The sequence below is a fragment of the Marinirhabdus gelatinilytica genome (assembly GCF_003353425.1).
Lineage (GTDB): Bacteria > Bacteroidota > Bacteroidia > Flavobacteriales > Flavobacteriaceae > Marinirhabdus > Marinirhabdus gelatinilytica.
This window is the reverse complement of sequence record NZ_QRAO01000008.1, coordinates 14,919-39,011: the sequence shown is the minus strand read 5'-3', so window position 1 is coordinate 39,011 and position 24,093 is coordinate 14,919. Positions and strand designations below refer to the sequence as shown.

General features: G+C 39.9%; 22 protein-coding genes. 11 read left to right on the top strand and 11 right to left on the bottom strand.

Features of this window, described 5'->3' with window-relative positions:
• Positions 1-9 precede the first annotated feature (9 nt).
• From C8D94_RS14545 to C8D94_RS14530, 4 genes are read left to right on the top strand one after another with little or no spacing between them, the layout of a single operon-like run.
• A complete protein-coding gene (locus C8D94_RS14545) occupies positions 10-222 on the top strand; it encodes a hypothetical protein (protein ID WP_115124702.1) in 213 nt (70 codons plus the stop codon).
• Positions 206-1,609: a class I SAM-dependent methyltransferase gene (locus C8D94_RS14540; protein ID WP_115124701.1), complete on the top strand. Its 1,404-nt coding sequence runs from the start codon at positions 206-208 to the stop codon at positions 1,607-1,609. Before C8D94_RS14545 ends, C8D94_RS14540 begins: the two co-directional genes overlap by 17 nt.
• A gap of 25 nt (positions 1,610-1,634) precedes the next feature.
• The gene (locus tag C8D94_RS14535) at positions 1,635-3,095 is read left to right on the top strand and encodes a sulfatase-like hydrolase/transferase (protein ID WP_115124700.1); all 1,461 of its coding nucleotides are present in this window, start codon (positions 1,635-1,637) and stop codon (positions 3,093-3,095) included.
• Positions 3,096-3,118: 23 nt separating this feature from the next.
• Positions 3,119-4,591, top strand: coding sequence for a sulfatase-like hydrolase/transferase (locus tag C8D94_RS14530; RefSeq protein ID WP_170134788.1), 1,473 nt, complete (start codon positions 3,119-3,121; stop codon positions 4,589-4,591).
• A gap of 8 nt (positions 4,592-4,599) precedes the next feature.
• Here the strand turns inward: C8D94_RS14530 and C8D94_RS14525 are convergent, their stop codons facing one another.
• Positions 4,600-5,319 carry a glycosyltransferase family 2 protein gene (locus tag C8D94_RS14525; protein ID WP_115124698.1) on the bottom strand — a complete coding sequence of 240 codons (720 nt, stop codon included), beginning with the start codon at positions 5,317-5,319 and terminating at the stop codon, positions 4,600-4,602.
• 131 nt (positions 5,320-5,450) lie between these two features.
• Here C8D94_RS14525 and C8D94_RS14520 point away from each other — a divergent pair, with 131 nt between their 5' ends.
• A complete protein-coding gene (locus C8D94_RS14520; RefSeq protein ID WP_115124697.1) occupies positions 5,451-6,944 on the top strand; it encodes a hypothetical protein in 1,494 nt (497 codons plus the stop codon).
• Here the strand turns inward: C8D94_RS14520 and C8D94_RS14515 are convergent.
• On the bottom strand, positions 6,941-8,086 hold the full coding sequence (locus tag C8D94_RS14515; protein WP_115124696.1) for a glycosyltransferase family 2 protein: 1,146 nt from the start codon (positions 8,084-8,086) through the stop codon (positions 6,941-6,943). The genes C8D94_RS14520 and C8D94_RS14515 overlap by 4 nt on opposite strands.
• A complete protein-coding gene (locus C8D94_RS14510; protein WP_115124695.1) occupies positions 8,076-9,371 on the bottom strand; it encodes a hypothetical protein in 1,296 nt (431 codons plus the stop codon). Before C8D94_RS14510 ends, C8D94_RS14515 begins: the two co-directional genes overlap by 11 nt.
• Before the next feature lie 86 nt (positions 9,372-9,457).
• Here C8D94_RS14510 and C8D94_RS14505 point away from each other — a divergent pair, with 86 nt between their 5' ends.
• From C8D94_RS14505 to C8D94_RS14495, 3 genes are all read left to right on the top strand, one after another.
• Entirely contained in the window at positions 9,458-10,447 is a 990-nt protein-coding gene (locus C8D94_RS14505; RefSeq protein WP_245946348.1) for a GNAT family N-acetyltransferase, read from the top strand.
• Entirely contained in the window at positions 10,444-11,544 is a 1,101-nt protein-coding gene (locus tag C8D94_RS14500; protein WP_115124694.1) for a DegT/DnrJ/EryC1/StrS family aminotransferase, read from the top strand. The genes C8D94_RS14505 and C8D94_RS14500 overlap by 4 nt, the downstream gene beginning before the upstream one ends.
• Positions 11,545-11,634: 90 nt before the next feature.
• Positions 11,635-12,930, top strand: coding sequence for an O-antigen translocase (locus C8D94_RS14495; RefSeq protein WP_115124693.1), 1,296 nt, complete (start codon positions 11,635-11,637; stop codon positions 12,928-12,930).
• A 134-nt stretch (positions 12,931-13,064) separates the two neighbouring features.
• Here C8D94_RS14495 and C8D94_RS14490 read toward each other — a convergent pair whose 3' ends face one another.
• The gene (locus C8D94_RS14490) at positions 13,065-14,210 is read right to left on the bottom strand and encodes a glycosyltransferase (protein ID WP_115124692.1); all 1,146 of its coding nucleotides are present in this window, start codon (positions 14,208-14,210) and stop codon (positions 13,065-13,067) included.
• A 158-nt stretch (positions 14,211-14,368) separates the two neighbouring features.
• On the opposite strand from C8D94_RS14490, the gene C8D94_RS14485 reads away from it, so the two are divergent.
• Both C8D94_RS14485 and C8D94_RS14480 read left to right on the top strand, forming a co-directional pair.
• Positions 14,369-15,451 carry a glycosyltransferase gene (locus tag C8D94_RS14485; RefSeq protein ID WP_147278572.1) on the top strand — a complete coding sequence of 361 codons (1,083 nt, stop codon included), beginning with the start codon at positions 14,369-14,371 and terminating at the stop codon, positions 15,449-15,451.
• Positions 15,432-15,851: a sugar 3,4-ketoisomerase gene (locus C8D94_RS14480; protein WP_115124690.1), complete on the top strand. Its 420-nt coding sequence runs from the start codon at positions 15,432-15,434 to the stop codon at positions 15,849-15,851. Before C8D94_RS14485 ends, C8D94_RS14480 begins: the two co-directional genes overlap by 20 nt.
• Here C8D94_RS14480 and C8D94_RS14475 read toward each other — a convergent pair.
• The 5 genes from C8D94_RS14475 to C8D94_RS14455 form a co-directional block, all read right to left on the bottom strand.
• Positions 15,834-16,781: a glycosyltransferase family 2 protein gene (locus C8D94_RS14475; RefSeq protein ID WP_115124689.1), complete on the bottom strand. Its 948-nt coding sequence runs from the start codon at positions 16,779-16,781 to the stop codon at positions 15,834-15,836. The genes C8D94_RS14480 and C8D94_RS14475 overlap by 18 nt on opposite strands.
• The gene (locus C8D94_RS14470; RefSeq protein WP_115124688.1) at positions 16,774-17,664 is read right to left on the bottom strand and encodes a glycosyltransferase family 2 protein; all 891 of its coding nucleotides are present in this window, start codon (positions 17,662-17,664) and stop codon (positions 16,774-16,776) included. The genes C8D94_RS14475 and C8D94_RS14470 overlap by 8 nt, the downstream gene beginning before the upstream one ends.
• 15 nt (positions 17,665-17,679) lie before the next feature.
• Complete coding sequence (locus tag C8D94_RS14465) at positions 17,680-18,420, bottom strand: class I SAM-dependent methyltransferase (protein WP_115124687.1); 741 nt, start codon at positions 18,418-18,420, stop codon at positions 17,680-17,682.
• 110 nt (positions 18,421-18,530) lie between these two features.
• The gene (locus C8D94_RS14460; protein WP_115124686.1) at positions 18,531-19,526 is read right to left on the bottom strand and encodes a glycosyltransferase family 2 protein; all 996 of its coding nucleotides are present in this window, start codon (positions 19,524-19,526) and stop codon (positions 18,531-18,533) included.
• Positions 19,527-19,565: 39 nt separating this feature from the next.
• A complete protein-coding gene (locus C8D94_RS14455; RefSeq protein WP_147278571.1) occupies positions 19,566-21,074 on the bottom strand; it encodes a glycosyltransferase family 87 protein in 1,509 nt (502 codons plus the stop codon).
• 173 nt (positions 21,075-21,247) lie between these two features.
• Here C8D94_RS14455 and C8D94_RS14450 point away from each other — a divergent pair, with 173 nt between their 5' ends.
• Positions 21,248-22,894: a S8 family peptidase gene (locus C8D94_RS14450; protein ID WP_147278570.1), complete on the top strand. Its 1,647-nt coding sequence runs from the start codon at positions 21,248-21,250 to the stop codon at positions 22,892-22,894.
• On the opposite strand, the gene C8D94_RS14445 is transcribed toward C8D94_RS14450, so the two are convergent.
• Positions 22,895-23,581 carry a cell division ATP-binding protein FtsE gene (locus C8D94_RS14445; RefSeq protein WP_115124683.1) on the bottom strand — a complete coding sequence of 229 codons (687 nt, stop codon included), beginning with the start codon at positions 23,579-23,581 and terminating at the stop codon, positions 22,895-22,897.
• 37 nt (positions 23,582-23,618) lie between these two features.
• Positions 23,619-24,083: a tail fiber protein gene (locus C8D94_RS14440; protein WP_115124682.1), complete on the bottom strand. Its 465-nt coding sequence runs from the start codon at positions 24,081-24,083 to the stop codon at positions 23,619-23,621.
• Positions 24,084-24,093: the final 10 nt, after the last annotated feature.

The window sequence follows — 24,093 nt, the reverse complement described above, 5'->3', positions numbered from 1 at the left end:
AAAACAGATATGAATTTTTTGTATTTCGATCCAGGGCTAGGTGCCATGATCGTACAAGCCGTGGTAGCTGCAGCAGCAGGAATCTTATTGTTTTCAAAAAATGCATGGTATAAGGTGAAGGCATTTTTTGGTTTGTTGAAGGAAGAGGATGACACTTACGACTCCATAGACATTGAAGATAATGATGCTGAAACCGATGATACCGATGAGCACAAAAAATAAAACATCTACCACACTTACAGCTAAGCACCAAGCTTCGTTTAGAGATCCTTCGGGGTATATGTTTCACGATGGCGATATCCTTCGCCGTGTTATAAAACCGATCTATTTTCCGCAGTACAAAAAATTAAGGGACAGTGGTTTTTTCAATACGTTAATAAAGCAGGGACTGCTTATCCCACATACCGAAACACAGGTTGAAGACGATACAATAATTATCACACCAGAGCCTATCCCATTTATTACAAATCCGTATGAGTGGAGCTTCCAGCAATTTAAACATGCTGCACTGCACACGCTCAAAATTCAAAAATATGCGCTTTCCAAAGGTTTTATATTAAAGGATGCTTCGGCTTATAACGTTACGTTCCATAAGGGAAAACCTGTTTTTATAGACACGCTTTCTTTCGACTTTTATGAGGAAGATACCCCGTGGCGCGCCTATAAACAATTTATCACACATTTCTTTGGGCCATTGGTGTTGGCAAAATACCATGGCACCGAAATCTTTAAAATGTTACAGACGCATATAGACGGGATTCCGGTAAAACTGATTTCCTCTATGCTGCCTGGAAAGACAAAATTGAGTGCTACCATCCATACCAACATTCACTTGCTGGCAAAAATGGAAAGTAAGCACAGCGAAGATTACAAGGCCGAAACCAAGGTGGCAAAACTTTCAAAAAAGGCGCAGAACAATATCCTGGAAAGCCTTTTCAACTTTATAAAAAAGCTGGAGCTGAAAGAAACCACCGAGTGGGGCAATTATTACGATAAAACGAATTACGAAAAAGCTGCTTTTGAGGGCAAGAAAAAACTGATCAAGGAATGGGTAACCCCCTTGAATCCACAACGCTTGATAGATGTGGGTGGAAACGACGGCACCTTTGCGAGAACCGTGCTGGACAAAGTGCCCGATGTAATCGTGACAGATATAGACAGTAATGCCGTAGACCATAACTATACCCAGGTACAGCAAAATAAGGAGGCCAACATGCTCCCCTTTGTTTGCGATGTGTTGCAACCTGCGCCGGGTATTGGCTTTAATAATACCGAAAGAAATTCGTTGATCGATCGTTTGCAAACCTATGCCCCAGATGTGACTATGGCATTGGCGTTGATTCACCATATTACACTTTCTGGCAATGTTCCCTTTGAGAAATCGGCCGAATTTTTTGCTAAATTTTCTGAAACCTTGATCATTGAGTTCCCAAAGAGAGAGGATTCCTGGGTGGAGAGTCTGTTGGTGCGTAAGCGTGAGTTCATCAATCATTTCGATTTTTATAATGAAAACGATTTTGAAGCTGGCTACTCCCAGTTTTATACTATTGTAAAGAAAGAGCCCGTGCAGGGAACCAAGCGTATCCTGTACCTTATGAAACGAAAGTAAGTTGTACTTTAAAAACTATTAATTCTTGAAACAGCGTTCAAAACGTTCGTACTACTTTCCCATATTGGCCGGGCTGGCTGCTGGTTTATATCCCATTATCTTTTTTTACACCAATAACTTCTCTCTGATAAACTCCTGGAAGCATTTCGCCTTTTTTGTGGGACTCTTCTTGGTGGCTCCAGTGTGTACATTTGTGGGGATACAGTTTTTTAGTTATCTGCCTTTTGTAAAAAAAGTAAAACCCTTTGCTTTTCCGTTTATAAATATGGCTGCTTTTTTGGGTTTTGTCCAAATATGCCTTTATGCCAATATACAATGGGTGTTCACCATAATTTTATTGGTAATCGCTGCGGTTTTTGCAATCTTCCTAAGAAAGTTTTTCAAAAAAGTGGTGGTATTGCAATTGGTGCTAGCACTCATTGGGCTCTTCTGGTTGTTCCCTACCATACACAACCAATGGACGTATTCCAACGAATGGACACAGCAACCGGACGATATTGAAGAGGTTGTTTTTAAAAAGCGCCCCAATGTGTATTATATCCAGCCAGACGGGTATGTAAATATTTCAGAAATGGGCAAAGGTGCCTACCAGATTGACAATAGTGACTATTGGGATTTCCTAGAGGATAATGGTTTCACGGTTTATCCAAATATTCGTAGTAACTACACCTCCACACTTGTATCCAACAGCTCTACCTTCACTATGAAGCACCATTACTACAACAATGGTTTCAACTTTAGTGAGATTGCCAATGCCCGAAACGTGATAATTTCAGATAATCCGGTGCTCAATGCTTTTAAGAAGAACGGATACAAAACCCATTTCCTTGCAGAAGCATCGTACCTACTCAGTAATTTTCCGGAGATGGGTTACGACGCTTGTAATTTCGACTATAACGACATAGATTTTATTACTGATGGCTTTCAGAAAGAAGAGGACATCTTGGTGCCACTTAAAAAATATCTTGAGGAAGATGAAGACCAGTCCAAATTCTTTTTTATAGAAGTATTTAAACCAGGGCACGTCCAATCACAAAAAAATCTTTCCCAGGGTGCTAAGAAGGAAGCGGCCATTTACAAGCAAAATCTGGATATAAGCAACGAACGTCTCAAGAAAATGATAGCTATGATTCAGGAAAAAGACCCCAACGGTCTTATCCTGATTATGGCGGACCACGGTGGATATGTTGGGTATGAGTATATGCTGGAAGTTAGAAATAAATCTATGGACAGGGACTGGGTGTACTCTGCCTTTAGCACACAATTATCTGTGAAATGGCCCAAGGGTGATGCTCCTGCGATAGACAAGCACTTTAAGACAGGCATCAATACCTTTAGGATACTGTTCTCCTACCTGAGCGAAGATGCCAAATACCTGGAGCATTTACAGGAAGACGCTAGTTACACCATAATAAGCGATGGTGCCCCAAGGGGGATTTATAAAGTGATAGACAGTACTGGAACGGTTGTTTTTGAAAAGCTTTAAGTATGGCCAATAAACCAAACTTTTTGAAAAGATTTCTTAATAGTGAAAAGGACTATCCGCTCGTGGCAGGCCTTGCAGCTAGCTTGTACCCTACACTGTATTATTATTCCAACAACTTCAGTATGTTGGATACCTGGGTGCATTTTGTATATCTCATGGGGATGTTCGTATGCGTACCGGTAGCTATTTTTTATGTGTTGCATAAAATTTCTCAGCTAGCGGTTTTTAGTATATACAAAAAATATGTCATACCTTTTCTTTCGGTCTTTGTTTTCTTTTTTATTCTGAAAACGTTACTGTACGTACCTATTGAACGAAAGTTGATAGCCTATAGCATTGCTGCTGGAGCCTTGTTTGCTTATTTTTTACACAAACATGTTAAAAAATTGATCGTGCTTCAATTTCTTATGGCAATAGTGGCATTTTTCGTGCTAACAAAAGAATTATACAACAGGCTTACGTATGATAATAGCTGGAAGGAACAACCTGACGATATAGAGCAGGTGGTCTTCCAGAAGAAACCGAATGTATATTTTTTCGAACCCGATGGCTATGTTGGGTTTCAGCAACTCAAGGAACCCCCTTATAGTTTTGACAACAGTGGTTTTGAGGGTTTTCTTTCTGAAAATTCTTTCAAGACATATCCAGATTTTAGGACCAATTATATAACCACACAAGCATCTAATGGCGCAACCTTCACCATGAAGCACCATTATTACGACTTTAACCTAGAGCTAGAAGAAGTTGAAAAGGCTTCAGAAATAATTATTACCGATAATCCAGTACTAAATATCTTTAAGAACAATGGGTACGAAACGTATTTTGTTTCCTCTTCCCGCTATTTCATGCTGAATAGGCCAGAGCTTGGCTATCATCACACCAATATAGATTACGACAATATAAAATACCTCCATAAAGGTATGGGAGAGCGTGAGCCCGTAGTGGAGCCTTTCCTTAATTTTTTGAATGATGGAATTGATAAACCAAAATTCTTCTTTGTACAGTTCTTATTCCCCTGGCATGTAAGTAGCCTAGAGCATCTGTCTGGCGGAGTAGAGGAAGAACGTGAAAAATATCTGGACAGGCTGGATGAGGCAAACACTATGCTCACTACCATGATAAGCGCTGTACTAGAAAAAGACCCCGATGCTTTGATTTTGATAATGGCCGACCACGGAGGTTATGTAGGATTGAGATACACAAGGGAGTGTTACGCACCCGTTGAAGAACCTGCTTTAATAAACTCAATATTAAAATCGAATTTAACCATACGTTGGCCCGGAAATGAGATCCCAACTTTTGACGATAAAATGGACTCACCCGTAAATGTATTCAGGATTTTATTCTCACATCTTTCAGGGAATGATGCCTATGCTGAAAACATACAACCGGACGAGAGTTTTATAATCCACAAAAAAGAGGTGGAGCCAGGAGTGTACCAATATTATAACGACGCTGGAGAATTAATGTTCAAAAAAGTTGAACCGCCAAAGTAAAGTGCTGCTTATCGTTTAAAGATATTATATTTTAAAATGCACCATAGCGCCCGTACGCCGTCCTTCCAGTTTATTTTTTTTCCTTCTTCATAGGTTCTGCCATAATATGAAATTCCAACTTCGTAAATGCGCACTTTGGGCACCCGGGATATCTTTGCCGTGACTTCAGGTTCAAAACCAAAACGCTTTTCTTGTAGTGTTAAACTCTTCAACATATCGGCTTTAAAGAGTTTATAACAGGTTTCCATATCGGTCAGGTTCAGGTTGGTGAACATATTGCTCAAAAATGTGAGAAATTTGTTTCCTATGGTGTGCCAAAAAAACAATATACGGTGTGGGTTGCCTCCCATAAACCGAGAACCGTACACTACATCTGCGTTACCGCTCAATATTGGCTTCAGTAACACGGTGTACTCATTGGGATCGTACTCCAAATCGGCATCTTGGATAATAATATAATCTCCCGTAGCAAGTGCAATCCCTTTGTGTAATGCGGCTCCTTTTCCTTGGTTTTTGGTAAACGAGTGTATAGCAATATCCATTTGCCCATTTTCCTGAATAAATTGGTTTATAAGGGCCAGTGTATTATCCTTCGAGCAGTCGTTAACTATCACCAACTCCTTTTGGAGTCCCTCGGGGAGGGTTACGTTCTTTAAAACTTCCAGAATTTCCAGGATGGTACCCTGTTCGTTATATGCAGGAATAATGATAGAAAGTGTCTTGGACATTTGTGGATTTTAGAAGGCAAATATATGGTTATTACTTAATATTGGAATAAGGCCGTTGATTTCAAATAGAAATTTTGTGCTATTAAAAAGAAGCTTAGCATTTTAAAACTTACTTTTGAACTCTTCCAGATATGAAAAACAAAATCGAGCACATACTCATTACCTTATTGGGATGTATCCCCATGGTTTTTTGGAGTTACAGGAATTTGAGGGCAGATCTTTGGTACGATGAGGTGTTTTCCCTAAAACATTTTACTCTGGTAAATATCAATACAACCCTTTTTTATTATCCCGCACCCAACAACCATATTTTTTACAACCTTCTCATGCAAATGGTTTCAAGGGTAACTGGCCTACGGGATATTTTGTTGGTGGAAGAGTATGCTTTTGTGTTCAGGATGATGCAACTTGGGCTAAGCCTGTTGTGTGGGGTTTACGTTTTAAAGATATTGAGGCATATTTTTAAGCTTAGAAACATTGCCCTCACTTGGGTTGTACTTTTTACTACAGTACCTTTTATGAATTTTTCACTCCAGTTGCGTGGGTATTGCCTAAGCACATTATTATTGTTAATGTTGTTGTACTACGCTTGGAGGTATATAAAATTTCAGAAAAAAAGATATGTGGTACTATTGGGGGTCTTGAGTATGATGCTTTTGTACACCATCCCATCCAACCTGTATGTACTATTGGGGCTATGTATGGCTATAGCTATGGGTAGTTTAGTTGCACTGCAAAAAAAGGATAGTGCTATTTTTAGGAATAGCGTTTGGGTTATAGTGGCTATTGCTGTTGGGAGTTTGCTTGCTGTGCTATTGTATCTGCCTATCTGGGAAGAGCTGGTGTACAACAAATTCTCAAACAGGAGTGCGCCCGGTTATTTCTTGTCATTTAAAATTTTGTGGAGGACACTGCCACAATTCTTTTCCGAAAGATATGCGTTACTGCTCCTTTTCTTGCCGGGACTGTATTATCTGTATAAAGAGAAGAATTTTGATAAAAAGGTTCAATACATAACAATTTTAGTTCTTTTTCTTGGAGCCTTTGTAGCTTCCTTTTTACACCAAAAAGCTCCGTATGCAAGAGTATTTGTCCCGTTGGCGCCTATGTTTGTTTTGGTCTTGTTGGTGCCGCTGCTCACAATGCTAACGAATGTCCCCAAACGATTGGGGGTAGCTATTAAATTTTTGGTATGTATATATTGTATAGGCATCTTTTTTAACGAAGTTTACAAAAGCGATAAGCGAATTGCTGAAAATTTAATAGAAGACAATATCGTTTCGCAACATCTATACGATAATTATTATCTCGCCGAATTCTTCAAACAAGATGAAACCACTACACAGCTCGCTTCAATACAAGATAAAGAGCCTATAGTTACCTTCAAATTAAGGGACCAACCTTCATTGGAACTGTATCTGGAAAAGCAAAACCTTGCCGCAACAAAAATTGAAGCTATAGAACAATTGAAGCCCTTTATTGAACAGCATAGGTCATTGTTCTTGCTTACCTCACATACCAATACAGTTTTGGATTTCTTAAAAAAAATAGAAGGCATTCAAGCGAATGTCATAACCGAAGAAACACGTTTTACAACCATTATTCGGGTTAATGCTATCGATTAACGCTTCAATCCCAGAATACTGAAGAATAAACTAAAGAGGATTACCTGAACCCCAAGCAACATAGTGGTCACTGCGGGAATCACCAAGCGTAACGTACTGCTATTGGTAATATCGCCAAAATTGATTTCCTGCCAATAGTTGTATGCCAAAAAACTGAGCACGACGCCTAAGATAATGAGCACGGCCCCCACGATCAAACCCTTTTCCAAGTTTATAAATTTAAACTGTCTATCGTACATATCGGATTTTGGGAGGAGCCCATTTTCAACCGTAAAAACCTTGGTAAGCCCGTAGAATAGTATAAACTGAAATCCAATGAGCAAGGAAACCGATGTGAATAACAGTGTATGTACATCAAACGTTACGCTGTCTATGGTAATGGGTTTGTAAATGAGCAGGGCAGAGGTTATCAACCCGAAAAGAAACAATAAAAACCCTGGATAATAGAACAGCCACTTGGGGCTATACAGTACCAAAAAACGCAAATGGCGCCATCCATCACGCCATGTGTTGAGGTGGGGAGGCCTGCTACGACCATCTGGTGATAGGGTAGTGGGCACTTCGGCAATATTCATTTTTTTTAAGCTAGCCTTTACTATCATCTCGCTGGCAAATTCCATTCCCGTGGTCTTCAATTCCATTCTTTTAAATGCATCTTTGCTAAAGCCACGTAGCCCACAATGGAAATCACCAATCTTAGATTTAAAGAACAATCTCCCAATGAAAGAAAGCACGGGATTTCCCAAGTATTTGTGCAAAAAAGGCATCGCCCCTTTCTCGATTCCTCCTTTAAACCGGTTCCCCATTACTAGGTCGTAGCCTTCCCTTAATTTCTCGAGATAGGGCATCATATTACTGAAATCGTAACTGTCGTCTGCATCCCCCATCATCACATACCTTCCTTTTGCTGCGGTGATACCTCCTATTAGTGCATTACCGTAGCCTTTTTCCGAAACATGTATTACGCGGACATTAAGGTTTTCTGCAATTTCCTGGGAGCCGTCCGTACTGCCATTATCTGCAATCACTACTTCCCCGTTCACGTTTTCACGCTCAAAAAATCCCTGTGCCTTTTTAATACAGACAGCAAGGGTTTCGGCTTCGTTTAAACAGGGCATTACTACGGAAAGCTCAGGATTCATGGCGTGGGATAAATTTTTTCAAAAGTATGATTAAAATAAGAAGTCCAAGAAAATAATTGTAAAATAAATAACGCATAATGCTGTGGGATGCCACGGCCACGATCATGGCATTGGATATTATGAGCAAAGTAGCAAGAAATATTAAACCACTATTGCGCCCAAACCTCTTAAAAACCTTAAACAGACTAAGAATAGAGAGCGCCACCATAAAAAAGAGAATAAAAACACTTTTAAAACCGTGGATAATACTGGTGTAGTAAAGGGAGAGGTATTCTTTAAAATGCGCAGGTACAAGCTGGGTCGTAATGGTCTTGCATGCAGCTTCAATGGCAAATGCATTATCCCCTGGTGCTTCGCCTTGTTCCAAATAATATTTCAGGCCAAAATCGTGTATGTTCTGGTTGCATATCTCCGGAAAATTATAGTGGAAACGCATATACTTCTCGTGATAACTACCCTTAACATCACTGCTCAATAGCTGTAGACTGTCCAATTTTTTATGTGAATGCTCAAATATCACTTTTATGTCTTCATCTGGAAAATACTTTGCGTCGCTAGCTTCAGAAATATAAAGTGGCAGGGCAACCACGTTCACATAACTGTACGGTGTGGTTTTAAAATAACCGTAAAAGATATAATGGTAGGTTCGGTCTGCCATTGCTGAAACTATGGGTAAAATAAATAACAAGAGAATTATTAAAAAAGCTTTTGGTCTAAAGATGTTCCTTTTCAGTTGTAGCGCATATAAAAATCCAATAATGGGTCCCAGGATGATAAATTGTCCGCGGGTAAGCACCAAGGCTAAGTAGACAAACGTGATGTGTATTATTTTTTTTTCTTGCTTTCTGAACAAGAAATCTATGGTAAGTGATAGTAGGAGAAGATACAGCGGATATGCCAATCCTTCAGAAGTAAGGTTCACCGCTACCTCGATGGGCTTAAAGTAGGGGAACACTAATGCAGCTAATAATAATCCTTTTGCTACCCAAGAGAGTTTGAATAAATTGCTCAAATTCTTGAATATCAAAACAATCGCGGCATATCCCATCACCAAATGGCCTGCGAGGGCGACCACATCAAAACTACTTCCAAATACAGCCTGCAGCCCTCTCAAATAAATAATATAGCCAGGGAAACGGGTAATATCTGCCCTAAGATAACTATACGTGTCTGGCGAGTACAAAGGCGGTTGCAGGATAAAAAAACCGAAAAAAAACAAGAATATAAGTAAGAGCAACCTGTTTTCCAGCGTGTTCTTAGAAAGCAAGGTTTTTGGTATACTCAATTTTGAAGCTATTTAAGCGTTATAGAAGCAGCGATAAAAGTAAAAATAATTTTAGTTTTACATTTCATAACCAACAACTGTTTTATTTGAGCCGATCATCTCCCCATTTTACTGTTGAAACATACAACTCTGCGCACCAAAATCTATGGAACCAATTTGTGGCACGTGCAAAGAACGCTACTTTTCTGTTCCATAGGGATTTTATGGAGTACCATTCGCACCGTTTTAAGGATGCTTCACTGTTGGTGTTCAAGGATAAAAAGCTGATTGCTATACTGCCAGCAAATAGAGAGGATACTACTGTGTATTCACACCAGGGCCTAACGTATGGTGGATTGGTACTCTCCAACAAAACCAAAATGGAGGATGCTACAGCCGCTTTCAAGGTCTTGTTACAGTTTTTGGAGCAGGAGGGTGCCACAACACTGCAGTTAAAGCTGTTGCCAAGGATTTATAATTCCCTGCCGGCTGATGAAATTAACTATCTTCTGTTTTTAGCTGAAGCCAAACAATTCCGGATGGATGTTTCTGCAACTATCAAGACCGATAGTGCGCTCAAGATTCAAAAGAATAGGATGGAAGGAGTAAAAAAAGCAGAAAAACATGGGCTCTGGATTGAAGCAGAACAAAAATTCAATCCCTTTTGGAACCAGATATTAATACCCAATCTTGAAAAGCGTCACGATGCCAAACCAGTACATTCGTTAAAAGAGATAGAGCAATTGGCCGCCGCTTTCCCTGAGAAAATTGTGCAGTTTAATGTAATGAAGGAAACTGAAATTGTTGCGGGCGCAACTATGTTCATTACCCCGCAGGTGGCCCATGTACAGTACATTTCGGCAAACGAGGAGAAGCAGCAGTTGGGGAGTTTGGACTTCTTGTTCCATCACCTTATTACTTCCACATATAGGGAGAAAGAATATTTCAATTTTGGTATCTCCAACGTGAACCATGGAAAGAATATCAACAAGGGCCTTCAATATTGGAAGGAATGTTTTGGTGCAAGGAGCATCGTGCATGAGTTTTACGAGGTGGATACGGCAAACCACACTAAATTAGATTCGGTTTTTGTATGATTCCATTTTTAGACCTTCACGGCATTAACCAGCGTTTTGAAACTGAGTTCAAACATCAGTTCCAACGATTTTTAGATTCTGGGTACTACATCCTTGGGGACAGCGTCCGCGATTTCGAGACCAATTTTGCCAACTACTGCGGAACAAAATTCTGCATTGGCGTGGGTAATGGGCTGGATGCACTTCGGCTTATTCTGGAAGGGTACAAAGCATTGAACAAACTGAAGGAAGGTGATGGGGTTTTGGTAGCCGCAAATACATTTGTCGCCACTATTATTGCCATTAAACAAGCTGGGCTTACCCCCATTTTGGTAGAGGCTGAAGCTGAAACGTTCAATTTTGATATTGAGGATATAAATGCGAAAATTTCAGCAAACACAAAAGCTATCATGCCCGTACATCTCTATGGGCAATTAGCACCTATGGACGCAATAAATAAACTGGCCCAAAAACATAATATACTTGTTATTGAAGATGCCGCACAGGCCCACGGCGCACAGTGCAAAACTGGAAAAAAAGCAGGAAATTTGGGAGATGCGGCGGGATTCAGTTTTTACCCTGCAAAGAATTTGGGAGCTCTGGGAGATGGCGGTGCCGTAACCACTAATGACGAAGACCTTGCCGAAGCGATAAAAAAACTACGGAATTATGGTACCGCAACAAAATATGTGAACGAGTTGTTAGGTGTAAATTCTAGGTTGGACGAGCTGCAAGCTGCTTTTTTAAATATAAAACTAGCTTCGCTGGATGCCGATAACGAAAGAAGGAGAAAAATTGCGAGACGCTATCTTTCGGGGATCAACAATAAAAAAATAAACCTTCCTGAATATGATAACTCACAAAACCATGTTTTTCACCTTTTTGTAGTGCAAGTGGAGGATAGAGAGAAATGTATAGCGTATTTGAAACAGAACGATGTTGGGCATTTGATACATTACCCCATCCCACCCCACAAACAAAAAGCATTGCCCGAACTACATGGATTACAGTTCCCCATAACCGAAAGCATACACAAAAAAGTATTGAGCCTCCCCATAAGCCCAATAATGCCTGAAACGCAAGTAGATAAAGTAATTGAAATACTAAATATGTATTGAATGGTGTACTCATAAAATCTACCCTGTAAGGAGCTAGAGAGGTGTATATCCATTATGCTAACAAACATGCCAAGTTCCAATAACTAACCAATGAAAATCCCTCAGTTTATACGTACCAACTTATTGCTTAAGATGACCTCGCTAAACGCGATGGTAATCGTGGTACGACTGTTTATTGGGTTCTTTCTGCAGCGAGAGTTAACCGATCTCGTTGGAAAAGATGGATATGCAAAAGTAGGCTCGCTTCGTAATTTAATGAACATCCTAATGTCCATTACATCGTTGGGAGTTTTCAATGGTGTTTTAAAATACGTTGCGCAGCACAAGGAAAATAGACCAGAGCTTCAAAAACTGTTTTCCACCACCTTTGTATTTACGATTATTGGGAGTGTGGTTTCTTTTTTGGTACTGTTCTTTGGTGCGGAATATTTCAGTAGCTATTTTTTCTACACTCAAGACTTTGCATATATCATTAAGATAGTGGCCGTGGTAGTTCCCTTTATTTCCATACAGCGAGTTTTTAATGGAATTGTCAATGGGCTTTCTGCCTACAAACACTATGCTAAAATTGAGTTGTTGGCGTATATTTTGGGTGCAGCGCTCACGTTGTTTCTATTGTACCAATACAATATAGACGGAGCATTACTTGCCATAGCCACCATCCCGATTATACAGGTTCTCGTATTGCTTTTTGTTTTTGTGAAAGTGTTGAGGGAGTACATTGTTTTTTCTGAAATTTCATTTAAAATACCCTACGGGAAGCAATTGTTGTCCTTTACGTTAATGTCCTTTACGGCAACGGTCTTGGTAAATTTTGTTGAACTGGATTTACGTAATATGTTGGTAGATAAAATGGGGGAGGACGATGCGGGTATCTGGACGGCCATGACCACCCTGTCGCAAAACTATATGGTGTTTTCAGGTGCCATTTTCACCCTGTACGTAATCCCGAAATTTGCAGGAATCACCCAAAAGAATGAATTTGTCAAGGAAGTGGGCACAATCTATAAAACGCTTTTACCTCTTTTTGCGTTGGGAATGTTGGCAATTTATTTTTTGCGCTATCAGTTTATTGAATATGTATTTATAGATTTCAATGAAATGGCACCGCTTTTTAAATGGCAGCTCATAGGCGACTTTATTCGTTTGATGGCCCTGGTATTGGCACATCAATTCTTGGCGAAGAAAATGGTGCGTAATTTTATTTTTACTGAAATTCTATCCCTTGCACTCTTCTTCGGCCTTTCACACTTGCTGGTAGATACTTACGGGGTTGAGGGAGTAGTACTGGCGCATTTGTTAAGATATGTCATTTATTTCTTCGTAGTACTTTTCTTGGTATGGCGCTATTTTGACAAAAAGGGAAAAAGTTCAGCAGCTAAATAGACCAAACTGAATTTTAAGAACCAAAAAATGCTTTTTTGTTTGTATGCCAAAAAGTTTTTCAGGTTTGATAGTTGCTATTCTTCACCTGTTGTGAATCTGCTTTGCCCTCGAAGCTCTACAGCACAAGCCGAAACCTAAATAACATCAACACCCCATTTGGAGAGGTAGCGTTTGGCCCCAAGTATGTGGTGGTGTTCCTGTTCCACAAAATTTCGGGCGTTCCTGGAGATTTCGAGAATCTTTTGAGGGTTCTCAACAAGCCAAATTAATTTCTTGGCAATCTTCTGGGCGTCGGGTAGCGCGTTAATGGCTACTTCATCTTCGGAGAGGTTATAATAGTCCAAAAATTCCTTTTCAGCACCAGTGAACACTACTTTTCCCTTTGCCATGGCTTCTAGGGCATTGTACCCTTGGTCGTAAGCAAATACTTGGTCCAGTAAGATGTGGCAGGTATCAAAAGCCTTGATGTATTCAACATACGGAATACTGCGTACGGTGGTAATGTCAATTTTTTCTGAATGTGTTTCGGAGACTATTTCCAGCGCTTTCTCAAAAATATCGTTCCCTTTTTTGTAATAGTTGTTTTGGTTGATACCGTGGAATATCACCACTTTATCTTCAATGACTAAAGGGGTATATTTCAGTTTGTCCAAGTTTATGGGGTTGGGCACCATCCCCAAATAGTTAGGGTGCCCCTGCAAGGGTATGTCATAATCGAAATCTGAAGCGATGATGCCCTCCACATTTTTAACGATAAAATGATGCAGATCCTCAAAAGGTGCTGTGATACACTGCGTCATATGCTGAAACTGGGCCTCGGTCCCTTTTTTTTGTAAATAGGGAGTCGCGATACTGTAGGCAAATTTTTCTTCCAAGGCATATTTTACGCTCAGATAGTCCGTTCCGCAGGAAAGGAGGAATACTTTTTTGTTGTTCTGAAAAATAAACTGGAGCATTTCCTTTTCAACTTTCGGAACAGTGCTGAATGAATTTTCGTTCACCAATTGTACTATATCATTCCCTTGAAAAATATGCTTATTTTGGAAGAATTGTTTTTTAATGCTCTCAGAATTCAGGTCTATCTTGAAAAGTTTATACACAACCCTTTTCAAAAAATTCTTGATGCCCGTTTCATAGGGCTTCACAAAGTTTACATCTACCGTTCTCTTTTTAAAACCATCACCCAAACCTACAACGGTCACGGTATGTCCCAACTGCTGCAAGCCCTCCTTTAGGGTATAATGAATGGAATTATATTCGCCAACCAACAGTATTTTCATGTAACTTGGGTGCTTAAAGTAAACTACCTCTGGGCACGCCCACGAGGTGCTCGTTGGAAAAAAACTTTTAATTTCGAGGCAAGCCTTTGGGACTTATACCCTTTGGCGGTGCCAATAAAACGGTTTTACGCTTGCAAAATACGCATAAAAAAATTTGTTTGGTAAGTATTTCACTGGGAAAGGGCGGTGCAGAACGCTCCTGCGCTATGCTCTCTGAAATGCTACACGAACAGGGATATGAGGTACATATTGCCATTTTGAACAACCAAGTGGACTATCCTTACAAGGGTGCTTTGTTCAACTTGGGAGACTTTAAAAAAGAAAATGAAAATTTCAGGGGAAGATTTAAGCGATTACTGAAATTGAGGCAATATCTTAAACAACATGCTATTGAGGTAGTTATAGACCACCGCACCAAAAACCAATACTATCGCGAACGTTTTTACCATAATATTATTTACAAGGGGTTTCAAAAAATATACGTGGTGCATAGTGCCAATCCTAATCTGTATCTTACAAAACAACCTAAAAAGTTTTCAAAAATCTATAACAAGAACTCTGCTACGGTAGCTGTCTCTAACCATATCACTGAAAAAATCCTGCCCTCTTTCGGGATAACGAATGCCACCACTATCCACAATGCTTTTAATGGGGGTTGGGCTTCCCAATCGGCTAATTTGCCTAAAAATATCACACCCCACAACTACATCCTTTCCTACGGAAGAATAGAGGAAGCAGTGAAGGATTTTACTTTTTTGCTGAATGCTTTTACAGCTTCCCAAGTCTGGAAAAAGGGAGTGCAATTGGTGATTATGGGGGAAGGAGAAGATAAAGAAGCATTGCAACAGTTTGCCAGTACATTGCCTTCAGCACAACAGATCGTTTTTTTACCACACCAATCACCGTTTTCTATTATCCAAAAAGCAAAATTTGTAACCTTGACGAGCCGTTTTGAAGGTTTCCCTATGGTTCTGGTAGAGTCGTTGTCGCTTGGGGTACCTGTTGTATCGCTGGACATTGTCTCGGGTCCTTCTGAAATTATTGAGGATGGCAGCAACGGCTTGCTCATTCCTAAAAGGGATGTATCTTTATTTGCCCAAGCGATGCAACGTATGGCAACCAATAGCATCTTGAGGGAACAATGCGCAAAGAACGCCAAACCATCGGTAGCTAGATTTTCTACCATAGAAATAGGAGAAAAATGGAACCAATTAATACAACATGCACTACGTAGACCTTAACAATATACAACTTATAGACATCCCAAAAATTACGGCACCGGACGGGCGTGGCAATCTTTCGGTAGTAGAGAAGGATTTATTGCCCTATAAAATAAAACGGGTGTACTATCTCTACGATGTGCCCAGCGATTCTACCCGTGGAGGGCATGCACACAAGCAGCTACAACAGTTTTTAATTGCGGTTGCGGGTAGTTTTTCGGTAGTATTGGACAATGGGAAAGAACGCAAGACCTTTCATTTGAACAGACCGAACAAAGGGTTGCTCATCCCAAGCGGTGTATGGCGTGAGCTGGAAAATTTTTCGGCCGGCGCGGTGTGCCTCTCGTTGGTGAGCGAGGAATATGACGAGGACGACTACATCCGGGAGTATAAGGATTTTAAGTCAATTGAACGACGTTAAGCGTATACCCAATCTTTCAGCAAAGGCTTTTCCCTTTAATAATAATTTCAACATTTGTTTGGGTTGCTTCAGCATATAGCGCTGTTTGGTGGTGAGGCTTTCGGGGGTGATCTGTTTTGCAAATTTTTTAAAAGTTTCACTATCGCCTGCCATTTTGTGTTGCATGGCAAAGGAAAAACGGTTTAAATCTAAATATCTTTTTAAACCAGGATGTTTTTCGGTTTGACTTTCATAACGATCGAGCGCCATGAAATTTCTCAATAAAGTAGGAGTGTGTGATATTCGGTTACTACCATCCAGATTATGTCTTGCGGTAATGGTATTGCTAAATGCCAATGGGGCCTCCAATGCTGCCCGCAGCCACAAATCGGTATCCTCACCGGCGCCGTGGGTTATGGCGGTGTCGAAACCGTTCAGTTTTTCAAAAAAAGATTTTTTAAAACATACGGCACTTGTCCAAGCAAGAGGATCTACCAAGCTGTTCTCAAAATAATTGTGCACCAACCCCATCCAATCTCCCCCTTTTTCCAAGATAGGAGAAATCATGGGGGTTGTAAGTTTGTGGTTGTGCCTCTTCTCGTAAGCTGTTGCGTACCAAAGGTTGTCGGGAAATTTTGTTACGAGCTTGTTGAGGTTTTCTAAATGGTTGGCGTGCCAATAATCGTCTGCGTCTAAAAACACGATGTATTGGCTACTGGCTTTGCTTGCAGCAACGTTTCGCGTCTTGGAAACACCTTCATTCTCTTTGCTGAAATATGCTATACGGTCGTCCTTAAATTGGTTGACAACAGCTTCACTATTATCTGTAGAGCCGTCGTTCACGATTACTACTTCAAAATTTGTAAAGGTTTGCAAAAAAAGACTATTAAGGGTCTTGCCTATATCTTTTTCTTTGTTGTACAACGGAATTATGATAGAAAATTTAGGCATGTCTTTTTTCTTTTAGTTCAATATAATATAACAAGCGGTACATGTCGAACCATCTCAAATTTGGGTTTTCGGATAGAAAATTTTGCTCCATTTTACGTTTTCTTGAAGCTACATACCATTTAAATAAACGTATAGCTTTCCATTTTTTTAACGTGCTGTATGCTTGTTGTAGTTTTGTTAGATCCGGATCCAAGACTCCTTTCTTTTCTAAGGCTACAATAGATGAAACTGCGCTCAATGCTTTTTCGAGATATTGCTTGGAAGATTCCAGCCCTAAATGGATCACCGGATTGTCTATATGGAGTACTTCAATCCCTTTTGTTTTGAGTTGTTGTGAAAATACAAGGTCATCTCCATAGAAATTTTCAGTAGGGATGGAAAGGTTTAAATAAACGTCTTTTTTAATCAAAACATTTTGGGTGATTATAAAGTGTGGCTTTTTTTCTCGTTCAGCAACAGGTTGGACCTCACGATTTTTACCATATTCCCAGCGTAATCGCTCTTCAATTGGTGGTTTTACTTCAGTGTAGAAGATACCCCCAAAGGCCACTTCTGGCTCTTTCTCTTTAATAGTTTTGATATAGGTTGTGACAAAAGAAGTAGATACGGGCATTACGTCTGCATCTATAAATAGTAAGAAGTTATAGGTGGCGTTTTTTGCCAATTGTAAACGAACGGCGCTCCTACCAATATTGTGTGGTAGTTTACGTAGCGAAGTGTTTTTAAAAATTTCTATTTTTTCATTTTGAACAAGTGGTTCGGTAGAGCCATCGTCAAAAACTAAGATTTCATAGGTGCTGTTCGTAGCCGCCAATTCCTCATCCAACTTGGTGACCAATGGGTACACATTGTGGTTGTATGTAGGAATTAAAATTGAAAGCATTTGTTTGGATTAAATTTATAATTTGTTTTTTCTCAAGAAAAGTACGGTCTCAGCAGCAAATCCTTTATAGGGGTCTTCGGCATACTCTTTATGCTGTACATGGGTGAACAGGTTGTCCTGTAATCTATCTTTTAATCCTGCTACAGAATATACCCTCACGTGATCCTCCTGTCCAAAAGCTTCCAAACGGCCCTCGTTTGATGTAATGCTAGCATCTTCATAAATACCGTTTCTACCCATGAACGGTGTTTGTACCAAACATATTCCACCTGGTTTTAATACTCTGTGCAGCTCTTGCATTGCTTTCTGGTCTTTTTCGATATGTTCTAGAATATGATAACAAATAATTAGATCGAAATGTGCATCTGGACAGTCTATATTGGTGATGTCGTATTTGTGGTCTGCAATAAACTCATCTTCATAATCGGTACTTGTATACTGTATATTTTGATCTTTGCTCAATAGCCTATATAGGCTTCTAGAAGGCGAGAAGTGCAATACGTTTCCCTTAAGGATCTCTTCAGAATTTAAAATTTGAAAGAGTCGCCGCGTACGGGGCCTGCTGCCACAAAATGGACATAGTTGGTCTCCATCGTCTAGTATTATAAACTTCTTTAATGAATTTTCACAAATGTTACAGAGGTGATCTTTCCCTTTAAAGCGCTGCGCAAATAAAGACCTGAAAAATAGCTCGTTCTTGACCAAAAAATCTTTTGGAATGATGGTTAAGGCCAATTTCTTTACCGCTTTGTACATAAAACTAAATTACAAATATTAGCATCTTTTCTACTTTGGGAATTCGCATTTTTGGAAGCGTGTTTATAAAAAGTTGTTTATTGTTACACACTGTTTGTCCCATCTTTTTATTATGACCTTTGTGAAGGTTGGTTGCCCGCAACTTTTTCATGTGGTATTTGGGCTCCTTTGCGGGTTATCTTCCGTATACGGTATGGGCGTTCGTGCTGCGACTCATAGTAAGTGCGCATTTGGAGGTCTATAACAATACCAATGGTAAATAGCTGTATACCAACCAATATAAAGAGTACCCCCAAGAATAATAGTGGGCGGGTTCCTATGTCCTCACCCATAATCTTTTCGATAACCAAATAAATATTTATGATAACTCCCAAGCTGAAGAAAAACAATCCAATATTCCCAAAAAGATACAATGGCTTTTGTAAATAATTACGCTGAAAGAGGATAAGCAACAAATCGTTTATAACCTTGAAGGTCCTGCCTAGGCCATATTTGGATTTCCCGAACTGTCTAGGCAAATGGTTTACGGGCATCTCACGAACACGGGCCCCGTTTAAATATGCCAACAGTGCTATAAAACGGTGCATTTCGCCATAAAGATTGAGCTCTTTGGCTGTTTCCTTGGTAAAAACTTTTAAAGCACACCCTTGGTCCTGTATGTCCAATCTTGTTGTCTTGCGTATGATGAAATTGGCAATCTTTGAAGGTATCTTTTTTAAGAAAGAATCCTTTCGCTTTGCACGTATACCGGTGACAACATCTACCTCTTGGGTTTCCAGCTTTTCGATCATTTTGGGGATATCGGCGGGATCGTTCTGTAAATCCCCATCCATCGTGATGATATAGTCTCCAGTGGCATAATCTATCCCTGCTGCCAATGCTAGACTCTGGCCATAATTCTTTTTAAGCTCAATTATATGAACATTGTGATCTTCCAGTGTATTAAGGGCTTTCACAGTACCATCGGTAGAAAAATCGTCTATGTAGATTAGTTGGAAACGATAAGGTTCCAAGGCCTTCTCTATCCTTTGGGTAAGTAGGGGGACGTTTTCTTCTTCGTTGTAAACAGGTACTACAACAGATAGCAAGGCATCAGGGTTTTTCATAAAAATGTGTGTTACAAATATAGCATTTTTGGGGTAGGCCTATCTTTGTTTTTGATAGATGCGGAAATAGTCATACGTTGCCACAAGTTGCCAGTTTTCTTTAACGTACATAGTGAGGGTAGAGGTTTCTTCGTAATTGTTTGCGTGGTTTTCAAAATTCTCCAGAAAAACGGTTACATCTTTATCCTCTAGTTTGTTGATGTATTCTGGGATTTGATCTGCCAAATGGTGGTTGAACACCCAATCCACGCCAATGGGGTTTTTGGTGTTGGTGAGATAATGTCCAAGTGTAACTGAAGGAAGGATGGTGAAATTATCATATTTGGAAGCAAGGTGCTTCAATTCCTTGTATTTATTGAAAGTTTCAGCATCACTTTTTATACCCTTCAGTTGCGGGAATACCTCACCCATATTATAGGTAAGCTCCTTCCGAGGGCTATCCAGATAAGGAGTTTGATATCCTAAGTAAAATAATGCCAAGAATACTGCGATACTTGCCAATCCAACGCTTTTCTTCAGTGTATAAGTTTCAGAATAACTAAACACAAAAAATGCGAATAGTATGGGTGCCGAAAAATCTACAGGGGTATTAAAGCCATTGCTTATGGAGGCACACCACCCAAATCCTAAGAATAAAAGCAACATTCTATACTGTTTGTTTTGTAGTGATTTCAAAAAGGTGAAACCTGTGGCGAGCATCCACATGGCCTGTATGAGTACCTGTTTTAAAAGCCCGTAGTTTTCTTCGGTAAGGTATATGTACAAAAAACAGATAGCTGGACCAGCAAGAACCACGGCAAATACCGTATTCTTATTTGCAAAATATCGTACTGTAAACACAATGGCTAGATACCCAAGAACTATCCAAGGATATAATCGTAATGAATCTATATAGGACAAAAACCCAGTACGCTTAAAACTGGAAGAGGTAGTAAAACTGAAGAGCTGTTCCCACATCGCATCAAAAGCCCCATTTATATAAATAATTCCTACGTAGAGCATAGCAAAAAACAATCCATATAGTATGAAATAGATTGATTGCCTAAAATCTTTTTTCAACAAAAAATAGACTACCAACAGTACCGGCACGAAGAAAAACGACTGTTTGCACAATACTGCTAGAGATACAAAAAAGGCACCCAAAGCGATATGGAACCATTTGTGTTTTGGCTTGAGTAAAAACCAGGCACCAAGTATCGTAAAAAATACGCCATCTACAGTATTCCAGGGCATTGGTGGATAATCGTGAATTGAGATAAGCGCTCCCAACAATGCTAAGAAGTAGACGGTATCCCGCCTTTCAATATTGAATTCCCTGCATAATATCTTAATGGCCCATAAGGAGTACAGGAAAATTTGCAAATAGTACATCGTGCGATTGATCAAATACCCATACGTTTCTGAAATATAGAAAGGCCAAGAGTGGAAGTAAGGGGAAAATGGAGGTTTTATGTACACAAAGTCCAGATGGGGAAAATACCCGTTGTACATGCTCCAAGAAATGCTCACGATAGTTCCCATGTCGCCATCTTCCAATCCGTACGGCATATACACCAGTATATAGCAAATTAGCACTGCAAAAAACAGAAAAGTAAAAGGGTTTTTGTAAATTGAAACTGCAAATTGCTGCAAGCCCATGGCGATAGGTTTTAGCTGTACTGCGAATATACATTTTTAATAAAGACTGGGCTTGTTATTGTTTAAACTGAAACTTTCTAGCATTGAAATCAATACATATTTTCTTTATCATCTGTTGCTTGGGCTTCTCGGCGACCGCACAGCAATACGATAAACCTTGGTTTTATATTCGAGCTGCAGATACCCTTATTGAACCGCAATTTGAAAGGGTAGGAGAAGTGTTGAAATATTCCGGTACCAATAGAAAAATGAGGCGTTTCTTTGAAAACCACACAATCTACGAATTCAAAAAAACGTACAGAAAAGCCACTAGAAAAAACCTTAAAAAAACATTCTTTGTGATTGCCGAGAGTGAAAGCTTTAAAGAGGAGCTGCTTGATGGGCTACCAAGACTCTTTGTGTTTGGTGAAACCATTTTGGGAGAAGATAAAAAAATATTCGAACCCAACGATTATGGACTTACCAGTACCATTGGCGAAAATTTGGGAGAACCTATAATCTTAGATTACCTGGATTACTTGAAAGCCCCGGAGGCTTGGTATTATACAGTAGGGGAGCGGGATGTGATTATAGGCATATCTGATGGCCGTGTAGATACTATTGACCCAGATTTTAAAGGAAAAACCAAGATTATAAAAAAATCCAGCATTGCAGATGGACACGGCTATAGTAGCTCTGCAAATGCAGCTGCACAAGGAAATAATGCGCACGGTACCGTAGGGGTTTGTTATAACTGCTCTGTATATGGTACCTCCTATATCGATTTGAGTAAGTTGAGCTACCTTAAAGAGCTCTCGGATATGGGTGTTCGTATTATTAATTGTAGTTGGGCCACCACTCGCAGATACGATACAGCACAGGAGATTATAAACGAAATGTGGGACAACGGTACTATTGTGATAGCCTCGTCGGGAAACAAAAAATGGAAAGATACAAAAGGGAAAGTATACCACTATCCAGCATCGTATGACCATGTGATTTCTGTGGGTTCAGTGATGTATCGAAATGAAACTTGGCATGGCAACTTAAAAGTTGGCCAAACAAATAGGTATTATGGAGAAAATATTAGGCACTACTTAGGGAGAACCATGGGGTTCAGGAATAATGATACCCTCACAAAACCAATAATTTGGCCTATATCCATCCCTACATTAAATACCGATGTAGATTTGTTAACGCCTACAGTTGGATTGTTTAGGTACTCGAGATACTTGCTGGAAGACTACAAATTAATGTATAGTGAGTATGCCACTACATCTGGGGCAGCTCCTCTTGTGTCCGGTACTATTGGCCTTATGCTCAGCCTCGTGCCCTGTCTTCCCGTTGAGGAAATTGAGCCAATCCTAAAGATGGCATCTACAAATATAGATTATGTTGAAGAAAACAAGCCCTATCAAGGAAGGTACGGTGCGGGAGCTTTGAGTACTGGAAACACTATTAAACTACTCTATGATCTGTATACTGAAGATGCCACTTCAACAATCCAAAACCAAGATTTTTCTAGATGGAAATTTACGGTACGTTCGTTTTCTGAAAGAACGGTGATAAAAAATCAAAAATTCAGGGATAGCTCACAATTAAAGCTTAAGGCAAAAAACAAAGTGGTAATCCAATCTGGAACAGTATTGAAGCCTAATAAAGAAGGCTATATACGCATTACAATAGCACCTGAGCTTAAAAGGGATTGTGATTTGCGTTTTAGGGATCCTTCGTTGTTCGAAGAGGAATAATTAAACCGTCTTTTGCACCACCTCAAAAATTTGGCTCTCGTCACACTTCAGGGTCTTTGAAGGATACTTTAATAGCAGCGCATAGTCGTGCGTGGCCATTAAAATGGTATTGCCATTCTTATTAATCTCTTGCAATACTTGCATTACCTCTACGCTAGTTTGTGGGTCCAAGTTTCCCGTGGGCTCATCGGCCAAAATAAGTTCGGGGTCGTTCAACAATGCTCTTGCAATGGCAATACGTTGTTGTTCACCACCGGATAATTGATAGGGAAACTTAAATGCCTTGGTCTTCATTGCCACCTTGTCCAAAACTTCCTCGATTTTGTTCTTCATCTCGGTTTTATCCTTCCACCCCGTCGCTGTGAGTACAAAGCGAAGATTATCATGTACCGTGCGGTCGTTCAGCAACTTAAAATCCTGGAAAACCACCCCCAGCTTTCGGCGTAAAAATGGAATGTCCTTTTCCTTCAGCGTAGGGAGGTCGTAGCCCACTATATGTCCTTCACCTTTTTGTAGCGGCAAATCTCCATAAAGGGTTTTCATAAAACTACTTTTCCCTGTCCCGGTTTTACCTATTAAATACACAAACTCACCTTTTTCTATCGAGACCGTAACATCAGAAAGGATCAGGTTTTCACGCTGGAATATAGATGCGTTTTTTAGGGAAAGTACTGTGTTTTCGGCCATTAGAAAGTGTTTTGTGTATAACGTTTCAAAAGTAACGCTATTCTCCCAACTCCAAAAGTTTTTCTTTCAACCCGTCAATTTCTTTTTGTTGCTTAAGGGTGTACAAGGTAAGTTCCTCCACCTTTTCCAGTAGCAGGAGATTCATTTCCTTGAGCGACATTCCTTCTTTCTCCAACGTCTCGGCACTTGGCACTTTGGGCAAATGTTTGTGCTCTAGTATAAATTCCTCAAGAGCTGGTAGGGGTAACAACTGGTACTCTGATTTTAGTGTTGAGGTTCCCTGTGCATACCATTCAAACACATAATCTGGTGCCACGGCTCCTTGGAGGTCTACCAGCACCTCTTGGGTATGTATTTTCCCTTTCACGGTGAGCAGCTCGTCTGGATTGTTGGTGCCAATGCCAATTTTCCCATTTTTTTCTGAAATATTCTCGAACGTGTCCCTTTGCGCATTGCATACTATTGAGACTAGGGCAACTACTATTAACAGTATATTCTTCATAAGAATTTGA